This is a genomic window from Microbacterium sp. CIAB417 (genome assembly GCF_022788845.1).
The window spans coordinates 427,306-443,465 of the sequence record NZ_JAHZUT010000003.1; the positions used below are offsets into that span (position 1 = coordinate 427,306).

Consider the following 16,160-nt stretch of genomic DNA (forward strand, 5'->3'; position numbering starts at 1 on the left):
CGACCACTGGAGGTCATCGTGTCCGACACCATCACACCGGAGCTCGTCGTCCTCGACGAGGATCTCGGCGCCGACAAGGCAGCCGTCATCCGGGCCCTTGCCGCGCGCGTGGTCGCCGCGGGTCGGGCCACGGATGCCGACGCGCTCTTCGCCGATGCCTGGGCGCGCGAGGAGAAGGATGAGACCGGCCTGCCCGGCGGCATCGCGATCCCGCACGCGAAGAGCCCCGCCGTCTCGCAGGCCTCTCTCGCCTTCGCGCGGCTGAAGCCCGCCGTCGCCTTCGGCGCGGCCGACGGGCCGGCCGATCTCGTCTTCCTCATCGCCGCTCCCGCGGACGCCGCCGAGGAGCACCTCGCCGTGCTGTCGCGCCTCGCGCGGAGCCTGATGCAGGAGTCGTTCACCAGCGACCTGCGCGCCGCCGCCGACGCCGCCGCGGTCGTGTCCACCGTGCGCCAGGCGATCGGCGAGGAGCAGGCCGCAGCGCCCGCGACGACCCAGGCGGCGCCCGCCGCATCCGCCTCCGCCGCGCTCGAGGTCGACGGCCGCCCCGCGCGGATCGTCGCCGTCACCGCCTGCGCCACCGGAATCGCGCACACCTTCATGGCGGCCGACGCGCTGACCGCGGCCGGCAAGGAGCAGGGCATCGACCTCATCGTGGAGCCCCAGGGCTCCAGTGGCTATAAGGCGCTTCCGCAGAGCGTGATCGACGACGCCGACGCGGTGATCTTCGCCGTCGACGTGGACGTGCGTGAGCCGCAGCGGTTCGCGGGCAAGCCCGTCGTGCGCTCGGGAGTGAAGCGCGGCATCGAGCAGCCCGTCGCCCTCATCACCGAGGCTCTCGCCGCGGCGAAGGACCCGAACGGTGCACGCGTGCCGGCCGCGTCCGGCTCCGGTTCGGCGTCGAGCAGCGCTCCCGCCCAGAACGAGCGATGGGGCGCGAAGATCCAGCGCATCCTCCTCACGGGTGTGAGCTACATGATCCCGTTCGTCGCCGGCGGTGGTCTGTTGATCGCTCTCGGCTTCCTCCTGGGCGGCTACCAGGTCACCGCTGACGCCGGCAAGGTGATCATCGACAACTCGCTGTGGAACCTGCCGACGGAGAACATCACGTCGCCGCTGGGCCCGCTCGGTCAGTACCTGGGATCCGTCGCCTTCATGATCGGTGCGACGTCGATGGGCTTCCTGGTCTCGGCGCTGGCCGGCTACATCGCCTTCGCGATCGCCGACCGCCCCGGCATCGCCCCCGGTTTCGTCGCCGGTGCGGTGGCCGTGCTCATGAACGCCGGCTTCATCGGCGGCATCATCGGCGGTCTGCTCGCCGGTTTCATCGCCTGGTGGCTCGGGCGCCTCAACCCGCCCCGCTGGCTGCGCGGTCTGATGCCGGTCGTGATCATCCCGCTGATCGGCTCGATCATCGCTTCGGGACTCATGATCCTCTTCCTGGGCCGCCCGATCGCGGCGCTCATGGACGCCCTCAACGTCGGTCTGACGGATCTGGCCGGAACCGGCGCGATCGTCGTCGTCGGCATCATCCTGGGCCTCATGATGTGCTTCGACCTCGGCGGACCGGTCAACAAGGTCGCCTATGCCTTTGCGACCGCGGGCTTGGCGAGCGTATCGACGGCCGACATCCACGCGGTGCCGTTCCTGATCATGGCCGCCGTCATGGCCTCGGGCATGGTCCCGCCGCTCGCGATGGCGCTGGCCTCGACTGTCCTCGCACGTGGCCTGTTCACGCCGGTCGAGAAGGAGAACGGCAAGGCGGCCTGGCTGCTGGGTGCCGCCTTCATCAGCGAGGGCGCCATCCCGTTCGCCGCTGCCGACCCGCTCCGGGTGATCCCGGCCAACCTCGTCGGCGGCGCCATCACCGGTGGTCTCAGCATGGCACTGGGCGTCTCGTCGCTCGCACCGCACGGCGGCATCTTCGTCTTCTTCGCCATCGACCCGATCTGGGGCTTTTTGATCTCGGTCGTGGCCGGAACCGTCGCGACCGCCCTCGTGGTCGTCGCGCTGAAGAAGTGGGTCGGACGCAAGGAACTCGCTCAGGCAGAAGCGACCGCAGCACCCGTCGCGGCCTGAGAGCATAGAAGGGTAAGACGAGAGGAATCACTCATGGCAGAACGTCAGGCGACAATCGCCAGCAGCTCGGGCCTTCACGCCCGCCCCGCCAAGCTCTTCGTGCAGGCGGTGCAGGAGAAGAAGCTCCCCGTCACGATCGCGCTCGATGGTGGCCCCGACCTTAACGCGGGAAGCATCCTGTCGATCATCGGTCTCGGTGCCTCGCACGGCAGTGTCGTGACCCTGAAGGCGGAGGGTGAGGGGGCCGAGCAGGCCCTCGATGAGCTCGTCACGCTGCTCGAGACGGATCTCGACGCCGAGTAGAGCGTCCTTCAGACGACGAAGGCGGATGCGGACACCTGCGGGTGCCGCATCCGCCTTCGTCGTTCGTGCTCAGAGTTCGAGCGTGTCGCCCGGCTCGAGCACGACGAGCTCTCCGCCGTGTTGCTCTGCGGCCCACTTCAGTCGGGCGCGGCCCATCTCCTTGCCGGCGACGGACAGCGTCATGTCGTGCGTTCCGAACACCTGGCGTGGTTTCACGGCGAGAACGAAGTCCATGGCGTCGCCGATCTTCAACCAGGGCGCGCCGACGGGGGCGGCGAGCACGGCCACGTCGTGGCCCTTGGGGAGGGCGTACGAGTCGCCCGGGTAGTAGAACGTGTCGTCGACCAGGACGCCGACGTTGTCGATCACCGGGATGCTCTCGTGGATGACGGCGTGGCGCCCGCCGAAGAAGCGCAGGCGGAACGGCTCCACCTCGACGGTGTCGCCGGGGGCCACGACGGTGACGTCGTATCCCGGCGCGGCGTTCTTGACGCCCTCGGGCGCGTAGATGGGCAGCCCGGGATTGGCGGCGACGAGGCGATCGATGTGATCGGCCGTCCAGTGGTCGGGGTGCTCGTGGGTGATCACGAGGGCCGCGACGTTCGCCGTGTCGGGCAGGGGAGTCGTGAACGAACCGGGGTCGATGATGAGCTTGCGGCCCTGCTTCTCGAGGGTGAGGGCGGCATGCTCGTGCTTGGTGATTCGCATGACGCGAGTCAACTCTTCGCGGGTCGCCGGGGCAAACCCGACACGAATCCCGGCCTCGATTTGGCGCAACGCAAGACCGCATGGCATACTTGAACGGTTGCCACGGCAGCGGCCCCATCGTATAGCGGCCTAGTACGCCGCCCTCTCACGGCGGTAACGCGGGTTCGAATCCCGCTGGGGTCACCAACAGAAAACCCCCGGTTCATCCGGGGGTTTTCTTGTTTTCTCGATGACGTTCGGCCGCGCGCGGATCGCGACCCATGACGTCACCGAGGCGCGGCCCTCAGACGGCGCTGCGGCGGCCATAATCCCAGACGTCGGTCTTCTGCTGTTCGAAAGCGTCGACAAGTCGCTCGGAGCCCGCACCGCCGACTCCGGGACCGACGGTCGCGATGAAACCGAGCTCTGCGTCGGTGAGGGGAATGAGAAGCAGCCACTCGACGCGCAGCCCGTGATGGTCGAATCCGCTCAGTCGATCGCCCCACGGAAACGGATGCCAGAGAAGAGCGTGCGGGGTCGTCGTCTCGCGAGAGTATCCGCCGAAGACACCGGGGAAGACCACACCCGGACGCGCGTGAAACTCCTCCGATGCCACATTCAGCGCCGCGTTCGCGACCACGTCGCCCAGGAAGTCGATGTCGGAGCGGCCAGTGGCCAGCATCTCAACACGCAGAGGCTGTCCGGTAGCGTCGGTCAGGCCGTTGTCGTACTGACTGAGACCGATTGTCGCCACGGTGGTGAGCCCTGGCTGAGGGCACGCCGGAAGGAGGGCGACGGGGATCGACAGAGTGTCCTCGACGTTGTTGTATGCGGTCACCCGGGCGACAGTCCCGAGCCGTTCCTGTTCGAACCGCAGGATCGACTTCTCCAGATCGTTCGGCACCTCTCGACGCTAGAGGCGCGTGGGGACCAGCGCTACTGCGGTGCGGTGCGTAGTGCGCGCAGGTCGCCCATGCAATCCCCTCTGCCCGCATGCGGTCGCGGCATACGGTGCCGAGGTCCGACGCGATCGAGGGGAGCAGGACGTGGACGTGACCGAGAAGATCGGTGAGCTGGCGACGGATGCGGGCATCCGCGTCGCTGCTGCGGAATCGCTGACCGGCGGGCAGGTGTGCACGGCTCTCGGCGCGACGCCGGGGGCATCCGAATGGTTCGCCGGGGGAGTCGTCGCCTACACGATCGAGACGAAGAATCTCGTCCTGGGCGTTCCGACGGACATCGACCCGTGCTCGGCCGAGTGCGCGCGCACGATGGCTGCCGGGGTGCGTGATGCGCTCGAGGTGGACGCGGCGGTCGCCACGACGGGTATCGGCGGGCCCGACCCGCAAGACGGGCACGCGCCCGGAACCGTCTTCATCGGATGGGCACGGGGACCGCACGCCGGCGCGCGCGAGTTCTCTTTCGAGGGAGACGACCCGGAGCAGATCGTCGAGGCGACCACGCACGCGGCGCTCGAGATCCTCGCCGAGCTCCTCGAGGACTTGCCGGACGACGAGGGGCGCTGACGCCTCAGTGGTGCGGGACGACCGGAACGGTGCCGTCATCGCGCAGCAGGATGCCGTCCTGCACGGCGCCGAGGGCGGGCGTCACCAACGCTGCGATGAGCGCGGCAGCGGCGAGCAGCTGACCGACCCGCAGACGCTGCGCGGGCACGCTGGCGTGGGTCGCCGCCGCCGCACAGGCCCCGAGTGCCGCGCTGAGGCCGACACACACTGCGACGCCCACGATGCTCGTGTGCGCGGGTTCGCTCGCCAGCAGCCACGTCGCCGCTCCACGAAGGAGCGGCGCCCGTGCGGAATTCCGCCTGGGTCAGGTCGTGATGGCGAACATGGCGTCGGTGGTCGGGAGCCCGTTCGGGGAGCCGCCGGCGGCCTCGACGGTGACGGCGATCACATCGCCGGAGTGGAACGTGCCGTCCAGCTCGGCCACGGGGTCATCCGACGAGAACGTGCCGGCTGGAAGCGGGGCGCCGTCGCGGATGAACCACATCTCGAACGTCTTGTCGTCCTCGAGGGTCGGCATGCCGTCCGTGACAAGAACCGCGCGACCTGTGGATGCGGACCAATGCGCCGTCGCCGACGCGCCGTCGTCGAGGACGACACTCGCGGACTGGGCGTCGGGGGCGTCTTGGATCTGCTCCAGCGCGACCTGAGCGCTGTCCTCAGGGGTCAGAAGGCGCCCAAGTGCGAGGCCGCCGATGCCGAGCGCGAGGATGAAGGCGAGGGAGGCGGCGAGCGCGAACCACATCCGCGAGCGCGAGCGGCGCTGCGCGGGGGCAGGGGCCGCGTCATCGACGCGAGCGTCCTGGGGGACGGAGGTGAGCTTCGCGAGAAGCGCGTCGCGCACCTGCGGACGGGGTACCACCTCGTCCACGCCATCGGCAAGGGCGGCCGCGGTGTCGAGTTCGGTGGCTACGATCGAGCTCCACGCGGGATGGGCGGCGAGCAGCTCCTGGAAGCGCATCTCGTCTTCGGCGGAGAGCGCATTCAGGGCATGGCCGGCGGCGAGGTCGCGGAACTCTTCCTCTTCCATCACTGCACCCCCATCCTGGTTCGCAATCTGTTCAGTCCATCGCGCATGCGCGTCTTCACGGTTCCCAACGGCGCCGCGACGAGGGCTGCGATCTCGGTCTGAGAGTAGCCGCCGTAGTATGCGAGAACGATTGTCTCGCGCTGCGCTTCGGGTAGCTCGGCGAGCGCCTCGGCGACGCGCCCGCCCTCGATCTTCAGTTCCACCGTCTCGGCGACGCCGTCATATGCCACGTCGAGATCGCGGAGGCCGATGCGTGCGTCACGGTCCGCGCTGGCCTGCGACGCCCGCACGCGGTCGACGGCTCGGCGGTGCGCGATGGTGAGAACCCACGACCTTCCTTGCCCCTTCTTCGGAGCGAACCGCGAAGCGGATTGCCAGATCTCGAGAAAGACCTCCTGCAGCACCTCTTCGCTCTGCGACGGGTCGACGAGGACGCGACGGATCAGGCCGAACACGCGCGGCGACAGCATGTCGTACAACTGTGCGAAGGCGCTCTGATCGCCGCCGGCGATGGCCGCCAGCAACGTCGCCACATGGTCGATTCCCCCCGAGCCGTCCTCGGGGATGTTGACTCCGTCGATCACCACGTTGACCAGCATGCCTCATCGCGCACCCCGGCCCCGGGGGCGCGCGACGAGAAGCGCTGCGTGATAGTGCGCCTCAGCCGGCCTCAGTCGGGTCCGTCGGCCGCTGCGGGGCCGGCGCAACGGGCTGTGCTCGGTGGGCGCGCCGGCGACGAAGGGCAGCTCGCACGGCCCATACGATGACGCCGGCCACGGCGATCACGGCGAGCCATGGCAGGAGAAAGCCGAATCCGATGACGATGCCGTTGACGGTCGCGACGAGCCCTGCCCAGCCGGCCGCGATCCCGTCGCCGAAGCCGGCGGGGTCGGCCTGGGGCGCTGCGTCCCGCGCAGCGAGGTTGACGGTCAAGGTAGACATCGCGACCTGATCCTCGAGCATCTCCAGCTGCTGTCGATCCGCATCCAGCGCCGCCTGTCGGTCGGCGAGCGCGGACTCGGCGGCGATGAGGTCCGACACGGAGCCCGACTGCGCGAGCAGTTCGGTGAGGCGTGCGACGGAGGTCTCCTGGGCTGCGATCCGTGCGCGCAGGTCGACCGCCTGATCGGTGACGTCGACGCGGTCCACGGATGACGTGGACACGGTTCCCAACGCGCTGACCTGGTCGATCACGTCTTGCAGGCGCTCAGCGGGAACGCGCACCGTGATGGAACTCTGCGCGGGCACGGGGTAGGCCACATCCGTTGCGGTCGGCGATTCCGCCGTGTTCGATGACGAGACGTACCCCTGCGCACCCGTCGCGATCGCGGTGATCTGCTGCTGGGCATCCTTCGGGTCGTCGACCGTCATCTGCAGCCAACCGGACGCGGAGACTTCGCGCCCGGCATCCGCGGACCCCGACCTGCTCGCGTCCGCACTTCCGGCCCCGTCCTGGACCACGAGAGGCCCCGTCTCGGGCTGCCCAGCCACCGCGGTTCCGGTGAGTGACACCGGGCTGTTCATCTCGACGCCGCGACTGCCGAGCACGACGGGGGAGACGAGCGCCGCCAGCGCGACCACCGAGACACCGGCGGCGGCGACCGCCCAGCCCCCGCGGCGCCGTGCCCGTCGGTGGACACGGTCGAACTCGAGATCCCGCTCGATGCCTCGCTCGATCCGGTCGATCTGTTGAGCGGTCGGAGCATCCGGCAGGGAGAGATCGTGCCCCTGATCCCGGTCGTCGATCGTCATGATGCGTTCCCCTCCTGGACGGTGCCGCGCAGGCGGCTGCGGATGCGGGAGAGACGATTGCGGACGGCGCCGTGGCTGAGGCCGAGTGCCGCAGCGGCGGCATCGTAGGCGTAGCCGCGGGCCGCGCACAGGATGAACAGGTCGCGATCGAGCTCGTCGAGCTTCGCCACCTCGCGGGCGACGCGATCAGCAAGCTCGGCGTCGATGACCGCCTGCTCCACATCGATCGCCGCAGGCATCCGCTCGTCGAGCGTCGCGCCCACGTGGTCGCGTTCGCGGCGCAGCGCCCGCAGCTTGTTGGCGCATACGAGCCGGCAGATCGTGGCGAGCCACGGCAGAGCGGAGGCCCCCTCCAGCTGGAACCCGCGGAGCTTGCGCCACGCGGTCACGAACGTCTCCTGCGCCGCATCCTCGGCATCGGCGCTCGTCGGCAACAGGATCGCCGCGACGCGGTACACGGCGTCGATGTTGCCGCGGTACAGCGCCCGGAAGGCCTCCTGGTCTCCGTGCGATGCGCGGGCGATCAGCTCCCGATCGCTGGTCATCGTGCCCCAATCCCTCGGCGTCGGATGCGCCGTCGTCTTCTCTCACCCTCAGGTGTCCCCGTCCGCGCGATCGTCTCAGATCCGCATAAACTGTGGCGTCCGCCGATTCCGAAAGGCTCTCATGGGCTTCGAGATCCCGGTGTGGTTCCAGATCGTCGCGCTCATCGTGCTCGTTCTGATCCTGGCCGCCGACCTTCTCCTCATCCTCCGTCGACCGCACACCCCCTCCGCGCGGGAGGCCACGCTGTGGGTCGTGTTCTACGTGTCGCTCGCGCTCGTGTTCGCCCTCATCCTGTTGTGGGTGTCGGGCAGCGGCGATGCGGCGGGCCAGTTCGTGGCCGGATGGTTGACCGAGTACAGCCTCTCGGTCGACAACCTCTTCGTCTTCGTCCTGCTGATGGGTCAGTTCGCCGTCCCGCGCAAGTACCAGCAGGAGGTGCTGATGGTGGGGATCATCATCGCGCTCGTCCTGCGGGGCATCTTCATCGCATTCGGTGCCGTTCTGATCGACAACCTCTCGTGGATCTTCTACGTGTTCGGGTTGTTCCTCGTCTGGACCGCGTGGCGCCAGGCGTTCCCCGGCGACGACGAGCACGGCGAGCAGCGCGAGAACGCCGTCGTGCGGATGCTGCGGCGCTTCATCCAGATCCGCGACGAGTACGACGGATCCAAGTTGCGCACGGTGGTCGGCGGTAAGAAGGTCTTCACCCCGATGCTGCTCGTGTTCGTGGCGATCGGTTTCACCGACCTCGTCTTCGCGATCGACTCGATCCCGGCGATCTTCGGCATCACGCAGAGCGCCTTCATCGTCTTCACCGCGAACATCTTCGCGCTCATGGGGCTGCGCCAGCTCTACTTCCTGCTGGGCGGGCTGCTCGATCGGCTGCGCTACCTGCACTACGGGATCGCATTCATCCTCGCCTTCATCGGCGTGAAGCTCTTCCTGCACGCCCTGCACGAGAACGAGCTGCCCTTCATCAACGGCGGTCACGGCGTCGAGTGGGCGCCCGACATCTCGGCGTGGGTCTCGCTCATCGTCATCGTGGTCGCCATGGCGACCGCGACTGTGGCGAGTGTCGTGGCGGCGCGGCGCGAGGCCGCATCCGTCGACGAGAGCTGAGCGGTTCGCTCAGAACGCGCGCAGATTGGCGCCGAGGCCGGCGCCGTCGTATTCGCGGCGCAGGACTCCGCGACGGCGGAGGATCGGCACGAGCTCGTCGAGCATGCGGTGCACGGTGACCGGATGCAGATCACCCCACAGCAGCACGCCGTCGTTGCCCCAGTCGCCGAGCTGCTCGATGCGGTCCGCGAGCTCGCCCGCGGTTCCCACCCAACCCGAGCCGTCAGAGATGCGACCGAGGCGTGCGTGCGCGGCCAGGATCTGCCGCAGGGGCGTCTCGCGCGCATCGTGGTCGCCGACGAGCCGACGGATGCTGCCGTGCGACACGTGCGGGGCGAAGAGCCCGTCCGGCAACGGCCGGTCGAGATCGAGCGCGGTGAGATCCGTCTCCAGATCCGAGGACTGGCGTCTGGCGATCGCGCGCAGCGCGGACTCGTCGGGCGTGCGCGACGCTGCCACGAGTCGGTCCGCCTCCTCGGGGGAAGAGACGAGCACGGGCTGGATCGCGAACAGCACCTTCACGTCCGACGGGGTGCGGCCGCGCTCGCGTGCGGCGCGGTGGATGCTCTCCCGATTGGCGCGCACGCTCGCCTCGTCCAGAGGGGCGAGAGCGAGCTGTACGTCCGAGTGCGCTCCGGCGAAGGCCAGACCGCGCTCCGACCCGCCCGGTGACACGATCGCGGGTTCACCGTCGGTGAACGGCAGCGCGTTCAGCGGGCCGTCGAAACCGAAGTGTTCGCCGCGATGGCGGACCGCCCGCATCCGGGTGCCGTCCGCGTACCGATCATCGGCGCGGTCGCGCACCAGCGCACCCTCGTCCCAGCTGCGCCACAGCGAGCGGATGCCGTCCAGCCACTCCTCCGCGCGGTCGTAGGCCGCATCGTGTCCGAGCGGTGTGTCGGTGCCGAAGTGACGGGCGCTGCCGGTGTCGGTCACCACGTTCAGGCCCAACCGGTGGCCGCTCAGGTGCTGCAGCGACGCGAACTGGCGCGCGGCCGTGTAGGGCAGGTACGCCGCAGGGTTGACGGTGGGGACGACGCCGAGGTGTTGTGTCGCCGCGAACAGATACGGTGCCAGGACGAACGGATCGTGCTTGGGGCCACCGAACGCGTGTCGCACCCGCAGGTCGATCGTTTCCGCAGAGCCGAGCGAGGGTGCGTCCTCGATGATCAGCAGATCGAAACCGGCCTGCTCCAGGGTGCGTGCGGACTCCTGGTAGAGGCGAGGAGCCGTCCAGTCGTAGTCCCAGTCCAGGCTCGGCAAGCCCCAGCCGTGCGGGCCGAACCCTCGAGCCAGGAACCAGCCGAAGTGCTGAAGACGACTCACCCGATGACCTCGATCGTCCGGGAGGATGCGGCAAGAGACGCTGCCGTGAGGGCGCCCTCGAGATCGGCGATCAGGTCGTCGGCATCCTCGATGCCGATCGACAGGCGCAGCGTTCCCGGATACACGCCGAGCGCCGCGCGTGCGTCGTCGCTGTGCTGGGCGTGGCTCGTCGTCGCCGGATGCAGCACGAGCGTACGGACATCGCCGAGATGGGTCATGTGGGTCACGACCTCAACGGCCTCGACGAAGGCACGGGCCGCTCTTTGCCCACCGTGCAGGGTGAAGGTGAAGACGGAGCCGGCGCCGCGGGGGAGAAGGCGCTCCGCAAGGGCGTGGTGCGGGTGGCTCGCGAGCCCCGCGTAATCGACCGACGCCACTTCGTCGCGGGTCTCCAACCACGCCGCGATCCGCGCCGCGTTCGCCGACTGCTCGCGCACGCGCAGGTGCAGCGTCTCGATCCCCTGCGAGACGAGGAAGGCATTGAGCGGCGAGGGAGTGGGGCCCAGTCGCGGGGCGACGGACTCGCGCACATAGGCCAGCCGCGCGCGGGCGCCGTGGCGCTCCCAGACGCTGGGCGCGCCGTCGTGGCGCGCGGTCACCAGCTGCGGGAACAGTGCGCCCGAACGAGCGGCGTCGAAGCGGCCGTCGTCGACGATGGCGCCGCCGAGCGCCGCCCCGTGCCCGGCCAGGAACTTGCTCGCCGAATGCACGACGACGGCCGCGCCCAGCTCGATCGGCCGCAGCAGATAGGGCGTTGCGAAGGTGTTGTCGACGACGAGAGGGATCCCGTGCTCGTCCGCGACCGCGGCGATCGCGGGCACGTCGAGAAGGTCGTTGCGCGCGTTGCCGATCGATTCGGCGAACAGGGCACGCGTCTCGAGGCGGATCGCGTCCTGCCACGCGCGCGGGTTTGCGATGTCGTCGACGTACGTGACCGTCACCCCGAACCGGGCGAGCAGATCGTTCACGAGCCCGCGCGTGCCCTCGTAGATGTGGGTGGAGCTCACCAGATGATCGCCGGCCGACAGCAGCGACATCAGCGCGACCGAGACGGCGGCCTGGCCGCTGCCGACGAACACCGCGCCGGCACCGCCCTCGAGCTCGGCGAGGCGCCGCTCGAGCGCGTCAATGGTCGGATTGCCGGTACGTGTGTAGCCGTAACCGTCGCCCGTGGCGAAGTGGGCAGCCGCGTGATCGAAGTCGTCGAAGCGGAAACCGGCGGTCATGTAGACCGGGACGGTGCGCGATGCCGCATCCGTCCATTCGGTGCCGCTGTGCACCTGTCGCGTGGCGAATCCGTAGGTGGGTTCGGTCATGGGAGTCCTGCCGTCTCGGGTCGCAGCAGCCTAAGTGTGCGGACGGCTCGCGCACGAGTGCGCCGACACACAACGTCACCTGCGCGCCGCTGCGCGTGGGCCGCGCCGCCGGAGCGCGGTGGTAGCCTGTGCGGGTGCGGATCGCTCGCCTTCTCCTTCGCAGCCGCGACGAGTCCTAGACCCAGGCCTCCCTCGTCGCGGAGTTCGTTGCGGGCTTGATCCACCGTCATCTCAGGAGAACGACAGCATGAGCAATCCCGATCACTCCGTGGCGTCCGCGCCGCGCACCCTGGCCGAGAAGGTCTGGGACAACCACCTGGTGGTCAAGGGCGAGGACGGCCAGCCCGACCTCATCTACATCGATCTGCACCTCGTGCACGAGGTCACGAGCCCGCAGGCCTTCGATGGTCTCCGTGCCGAAGGGCGTGGCCTGCGCCGTCTCGATCTGACGATCGCGACCGAGGACCACAACACCCCGACCCTCGCCATCGACAAGCCGATCGCCGACCCGACCAGCCGCCTCCAGATCGAGACGCTGCGCCGCAACGCCGCCGAGTTCGGGGTGCGCATCCATTCGCTGGGCGACGCCGAGCAGGGAATCGTGCACGTCGTCGGTCCGCAGCTGGGGCTCACCATGCCCGGCATCACGGTCGTCTGCGGCGACTCGCACACCTCGACCCACGGCGCTTTCGGCGCCATGGCGTTCGGCATCGGCACGAGCGAGGTCGAGCACGTGATGGCGACGCAGACCCTGCCGCTGAAGCCGTTCAAGACCATGGCCATCACCGTCGAGGGGACGCTGCGTCCCGGCGTCACCGCGAAGGACATCATCCTCGCCGTCATCGCGAAGATCGGCACGAACGGCGGGCAGGGATATGTGCTCGAGTTCCGTGGCAGCGCCATCCGCGCCCTCTCGATGGAGGGGCGCATGACGATGTGCAACATGTCGATCGAGGCCGGTGCTCGCGCGGGCATGGTCGCCCCCGACGAGACCACGTTCGCCTACTTGAAGGGCCGTCCGCACGCTCCGAAGGGTCAGGACTGGGAGGATGCGGTCGCCTACTGGCGCACGCTCCCGAGCGACGAGGGCGCCGTGTACGACGCGGAGGTCTTCCTCGACGCGGACCAGCTCGAGCCCTTCGTCACGTGGGGCACGAACCCCGGCCAGGGCGTGTCGCTGAACGACGTCGTGCCGACGCCGTCCGAGATCGCGGATCCGAACGAGCGCGTGGCCGCCGAGCGGGCTCTGGAGTACATGGATCTCGCCCCGGGCACGAAGCTGAAGGACGTTCCCGTGGATGCGGTCTTCATGGGCTCGTGCACCAACAGCCGTATCGAGGACCTGCGCGCATTCGCGTCGATCGTGAAGGGCCGCAAGAAGGCCGAGGGCGTGCGGGTCATGGTCGTGCCGGGCTCGGCGCGCGTGCGGCTGGAGGCCGAGGCCGAGGGTCTGCACCGCATCTTCGAGGAGTTCGGCGCCGAGTGGCGCTTCGCCGGCTGCTCGATGTGCCTGGGCATGAACCCGGATCAGCTCGCTCCGGGCGAGCGGTGCGCATCGACGTCGAACCGCAACTTCGAGGGTCGGCAGGGCAAGGGCGGGCGCACGCACCTGGTCTCGCCGCTCGTCGCCGCCGCGACCGCGGTGCGCGGAACGCTGTCGAGTCCGGGGGATCTCGATCCCGTCGAAGAGCCGGCGATCGTCGGGGCGGGGGTCTGACATGGAGAAGTTCAGCGTTCACACGGGTGTCGCAGCCGCGCTCAAGCGTTCTGCCGTCGACACGGACCAGATCATCCCCGCCGTCTACCTCAAGCGGGTGACCAAGACGGGCTTCGAGGACGCCCTGTTCGCCAACTGGCGTCAGGATCCCGACTTCGTGCTCAACCAGCCCGCGTTCGCGCAGAGCTCGATCCTCGTCGCCGGTCCCGACTTCGGCACCGGCTCGAGCCGGGAGCACGCGGTCTGGGCTCTGCGCGACTACGGGTTCAAGGTCGTGCTGAGCCCCAAGTTCGCCGACATCTTCCGCGGCAACGCGGGTAAACAGGGTCTCGTGACGGGCGTCGTCACCGAAGCCGACGTCGAAGCGCTCTGGGCGGCGATCGACGCAGAGCCCGGCATCGAGATGACGGTCGACCTGACGGCGCGCGAGGTCGTCGCGGGCGAGCTCCGGGTACCGTTCGAGATCGACGATTACACTAGATGGCGGTTGCTGGAGGGCCTCGACGACATCGGGCTGACGCTCCGCAACGAAGACAAGATCGCCGCCTACGAAGCGCGACGCGAATCCTGGAAGCCGCGGACACTCCCGCCCCTTCCCGCACAGTGAGGTACCGCATATGACACTTCTCGGGCAGACGACCGACTCCTCCAGCCCGCTGGCGGAGGAAGCGGAGATCCTCGAGATCCGCGGCGGACGGCCCCTGCGGGGCACCGTCGAGGTCAAGGGGGCGAAGAACCTCGTCACCAAGGCGATGGTCGCGGCCCTCCTGGGAGAGAGCCCGAGCCTCCTGCGCGACGTGCCGATGATCAGCGACGTCGCCGTGGTGCGATCGCTGCTCGAGGTGCACGGCGTGCGTGTCGCGGAGGGCGACGAGCCCGGCTCGCTCGTGCTCGACCCCCGTGACGTCGAGAGCGCCCACATGGAGGAGATCGACGCGCACGCGGGTGCGTCGCGCATCCCGATCCTCTTCTGCGGCCCGCTGCTGCACCGCCTCGGACAGGCGTTCATCCCCGACCTCGGCGGATGCCGCATCGGTGACCGTCCGATCGACTTCCACCTCGACGCGCTGCGCAAGTTCGGCGCGATCGTGGAGAAGCTGCCCAGCGGCATCCGGCTGTCTGCGCCGCGGGGTCTGCACGGCGCCAACATCCACCTGCCCTACCCGAGTGTCGGGGCGACCGAGCAGGTGCTGCTGACCGCGGTGCGGGCACAGGGCATTACGGAGCTGCGCAACGCCGCGATCGAGCCGGAGATCATGGATCTCATCGCGCTGCTGCAGAAGATGGGCGCGATCATCTCCTACGAGCCGAACCGCGTCATCCTGATCGAGGGCGTCCCGAAGCTCAACGGCTACGACCACCGGTCGATCTTCGACCGCAACGAGGCCGCCAGCTGGGCGAGCGCTGCCATCGCCACGGACGGGGAGATCTTCGTCGCCGGTGCGCGCCAGCAGGAGATGCTCACCTTCCTCAACGTGCTCCGCAAGATCGGAGCGCACTTCGAGGTCCGCGAGGACGGCATCCTGTTCGCCCGCGGTGAGGCACTGAAGCCCGTCACGGTCGAGACCGACGTGCACCCCGGCTTCATGACCGACTGGCAGCAGCCGCTCATCGTCGCCCTGACGCAGGCGACCGGCCGTTCGGTCGTCCACGAGACGGTGTACGAGAACCGCTTCGGTTTCACCCAGGCTCTGGTCAAGATGGGGGCGGACATCACGGTCTACCCGCACGGACTGCAGGAGGGGCCGCGCCGTGTGCCGCGCCGCTCACTGGAGCAGGCCGCGGTGATCACCGGACCGACCCCGCTGCACGGCGCCGACATCACCGTTCCGGACCTCCGGGGCGGGTACAGCCACGTGATCGCGGCGCTGGCCGCCGAGGGCACCTCGACGGTGCGCAACATCGGGATCATCCGCCGCGGATACGCGGACTTCCTCGCGAAGCTGACCGCGCTCGGCGCCGACTTCGACGTCATCGGCTGATGGCGGCGCCCACGCCCCGTCGGCGGCGCGCGTCGACGGAGAAGACACGGCCGAGCGTGTTCTGGCTGCTCGGCGGGATCGTGGTCCCGTTCGTCGGACTGATCGCCAAGATCGAGATCGAGGGCGAGGAGAACCTGCCCGAAGAGGGTCCGTTCGTGCTGGCTCCCAACCACCACAGCGAGATCGACCCGCTTCTGGTGGCCGTGGCCGTGTGGCGCATGGGGCGTGCCCCGCGGTTCATGGCCAAGGAGAGCCTCTTCCGGGTTCCCGTGCTCGGCTGGGCGCTGCGCGCGACCGGCATGATCCCCGTGGCGCGCGCCTCGAGCGCGGCCGCCGCGAAGCAGGCGCTCGACACGGCGCGTCACCTCGCGGAGCGGCGCGCGGGCGTCATCGTGTACCCCGAGGGCACGCTCACCCGCGACCCCGACCTGTGGCCGATGCGCGGAAAGACTGGGGCGGCGCGCCTGGCGCTGGCCGGCGACATCCCCCTCATCCCGATGGCGCAGTGGGGCGCGCAGCAGATCATGCCGCGCTACGGCAAGTTCCGCCTCTGGCCGCTCCGCAGGCGCGTGCGTGTGCGAGTGGGGCAACCGATCGCGCTCGAGGAGTACCGCGACCGCGCCGCCCATCCCGCAGCGCAGGCGGAGCTCACCACGCGCGTCATGGACGAGATCGCAGGACTCCTGTCCGACCTCCGCGGCGAGCCCGCCCCCGCTGCGCGCTGGGAGCCCGGCGCTCACGGGCAGAGCGAGACGGGCCGTCTTGAGTAGGCGTGGCGCC

At 69.3% G+C, this 16,160-nt stretch carries 17 protein-coding genes and 1 tRNA gene; 9 read left to right on the forward strand and 9 right to left on the reverse strand.

All coding sequences use genetic code 11. The features are described from left to right. The first annotated feature begins 18 nt into the window (after positions 1 to 18). Entirely contained in the window at positions 19 to 2,079 is a 2,061-nt protein-coding gene (locus tag KYX17_RS14360) for a fructose-specific PTS transporter subunit EIIC (protein ID WP_243227653.1), read from the forward strand. 33 nt (positions 2,080 to 2,112) lie between these two features. Next, positions 2,113 to 2,382 carry an HPr family phosphocarrier protein gene (locus KYX17_RS14365; protein ID WP_243227654.1) on the forward strand — a complete coding sequence of 90 codons (270 nt, stop codon included), beginning with the start codon at positions 2,113 to 2,115 and terminating at the stop codon, positions 2,380 to 2,382. Positions 2,383 to 2,451: 69 nt separating this feature from the next. Here KYX17_RS14365 and KYX17_RS14370 read toward each other — a convergent pair whose 3' ends face one another. After that, complete coding sequence (locus tag KYX17_RS14370) at positions 2,452 to 3,090, reverse strand: MBL fold metallo-hydrolase (protein WP_243227655.1); 639 nt, start codon at positions 3,088 to 3,090, stop codon at positions 2,452 to 2,454. A gap of 110 nt (positions 3,091 to 3,200) precedes the next feature. Here KYX17_RS14370 and KYX17_RS14375 point away from each other — a divergent pair. After that, positions 3,201 to 3,276: transfer RNA gene (locus KYX17_RS14375), tRNA-Glu, on the forward strand. Between the two features lie 97 nt (positions 3,277 to 3,373). On the opposite strand, the gene KYX17_RS14380 is transcribed toward KYX17_RS14375, so the two are convergent. After that, on the reverse strand, positions 3,374 to 3,973 hold the full coding sequence (locus KYX17_RS14380; RefSeq protein ID WP_243227656.1) for a suppressor of fused domain protein: 600 nt from the start codon (positions 3,971 to 3,973) through the stop codon (positions 3,374 to 3,376). A gap of 148 nt (positions 3,974 to 4,121) precedes the next feature. Between KYX17_RS14380 and KYX17_RS14385 the strand changes: the two genes are divergently transcribed. Next, the gene (locus KYX17_RS14385) at positions 4,122 to 4,595 is read left to right on the forward strand and encodes a CinA family protein (protein ID WP_243227657.1); all 474 of its coding nucleotides are present in this window, start codon (positions 4,122 to 4,124) and stop codon (positions 4,593 to 4,595) included. A gap of 4 nt (positions 4,596 to 4,599) precedes the next feature. On the opposite strand, the gene KYX17_RS14390 is transcribed toward KYX17_RS14385, so the two are convergent. The 5 genes from KYX17_RS14390 to KYX17_RS14410 all read right to left on the reverse strand — a co-directional run bounded on the left by KYX17_RS14390 (position 4,600) and on the right by KYX17_RS14410 (position 7,919). Continuing rightward, a complete protein-coding gene (locus KYX17_RS14390; protein WP_243227658.1) occupies positions 4,600 to 4,815 on the reverse strand; it encodes a hypothetical protein in 216 nt (71 codons plus the stop codon). 84 nt (positions 4,816 to 4,899) lie between these two features. After that, a complete protein-coding gene (locus KYX17_RS14395) occupies positions 4,900 to 5,622 on the reverse strand; it encodes an anti-sigma factor domain-containing protein (RefSeq protein ID WP_243227659.1) in 723 nt (240 codons plus the stop codon). Further along, positions 5,622 to 6,221: an ECF RNA polymerase sigma factor SigK gene (gene sigK / locus KYX17_RS14400; protein WP_243227660.1), complete on the reverse strand. Its 600-nt coding sequence runs from the start codon at positions 6,219 to 6,221 to the stop codon at positions 5,622 to 5,624. Before sigK ends, KYX17_RS14395 begins: the two co-directional genes overlap by 1 nt. Before the next feature lie 61 nt (positions 6,222 to 6,282). After that, complete coding sequence (locus KYX17_RS14405; RefSeq protein ID WP_243227661.1) at positions 6,283 to 7,374, reverse strand: DUF4349 domain-containing protein; 1,092 nt, start codon at positions 7,372 to 7,374, stop codon at positions 6,283 to 6,285. After that, on the reverse strand, positions 7,371 to 7,919 hold the full coding sequence (locus tag KYX17_RS14410; RefSeq protein ID WP_243227662.1) for an RNA polymerase sigma factor: 549 nt from the start codon (positions 7,917 to 7,919) through the stop codon (positions 7,371 to 7,373). The genes KYX17_RS14405 and KYX17_RS14410 overlap by 4 nt, the downstream gene beginning before the upstream one ends. 121 nt (positions 7,920 to 8,040) lie before the next feature. On the opposite strand from KYX17_RS14410, the gene KYX17_RS14415 reads away from it, so the two are divergent. Continuing rightward, the gene (locus tag KYX17_RS14415; RefSeq protein WP_243227663.1) at positions 8,041 to 9,039 is read left to right on the forward strand and encodes a TerC/Alx family metal homeostasis membrane protein; all 999 of its coding nucleotides are present in this window, start codon (positions 8,041 to 8,043) and stop codon (positions 9,037 to 9,039) included. Positions 9,040 to 9,048: 9 nt separating this feature from the next. Here the strand turns inward: KYX17_RS14415 and KYX17_RS14420 are convergent, their stop codons facing one another. Both KYX17_RS14420 and KYX17_RS14425 read right to left on the reverse strand, forming a co-directional pair. After that, entirely contained in the window at positions 9,049 to 10,365 is a 1,317-nt protein-coding gene (locus tag KYX17_RS14420; RefSeq protein ID WP_243227664.1) for an LLM class flavin-dependent oxidoreductase, read from the reverse strand. Further along, positions 10,362 to 11,681, reverse strand: coding sequence for an O-acetylhomoserine aminocarboxypropyltransferase/cysteine synthase family protein (locus tag KYX17_RS14425; protein WP_243227665.1), 1,320 nt, complete (start codon positions 11,679 to 11,681; stop codon positions 10,362 to 10,364). Before KYX17_RS14425 ends, KYX17_RS14420 begins: the two co-directional genes overlap by 4 nt. A gap of 247 nt (positions 11,682 to 11,928) precedes the next feature. Between KYX17_RS14425 and leuC the strand changes: the two genes are divergently transcribed. From leuC to KYX17_RS14445, 4 genes are read left to right on the forward strand one after another with little or no spacing between them, the layout of a single operon-like run. Next, positions 11,929 to 13,398: a 3-isopropylmalate dehydratase large subunit gene (gene leuC, locus KYX17_RS14430; RefSeq protein WP_243227666.1), complete on the forward strand. Its 1,470-nt coding sequence runs from the start codon at positions 11,929 to 11,931 to the stop codon at positions 13,396 to 13,398. A 1-nt stretch (position 13,399) separates the two neighbouring features. Beyond that, the gene (gene leuD / locus KYX17_RS14435; protein ID WP_243227667.1) at positions 13,400 to 14,005 is read left to right on the forward strand and encodes a 3-isopropylmalate dehydratase small subunit; all 606 of its coding nucleotides are present in this window, start codon (positions 13,400 to 13,402) and stop codon (positions 14,003 to 14,005) included. Between the two features lie 10 nt (positions 14,006 to 14,015). Then, on the forward strand, positions 14,016 to 15,380 hold the full coding sequence (murA, locus tag KYX17_RS14440; RefSeq protein ID WP_243227668.1) for a UDP-N-acetylglucosamine 1-carboxyvinyltransferase: 1,365 nt from the start codon (positions 14,016 to 14,018) through the stop codon (positions 15,378 to 15,380). Beyond that, a complete protein-coding gene (locus KYX17_RS14445; protein WP_243227669.1) occupies positions 15,380 to 16,150 on the forward strand; it encodes a 1-acyl-sn-glycerol-3-phosphate acyltransferase in 771 nt (256 codons plus the stop codon). The genes murA and KYX17_RS14445 overlap by 1 nt, the downstream gene beginning before the upstream one ends. The last annotated feature ends 10 nt before the right edge of the window (positions 16,151 to 16,160 follow it).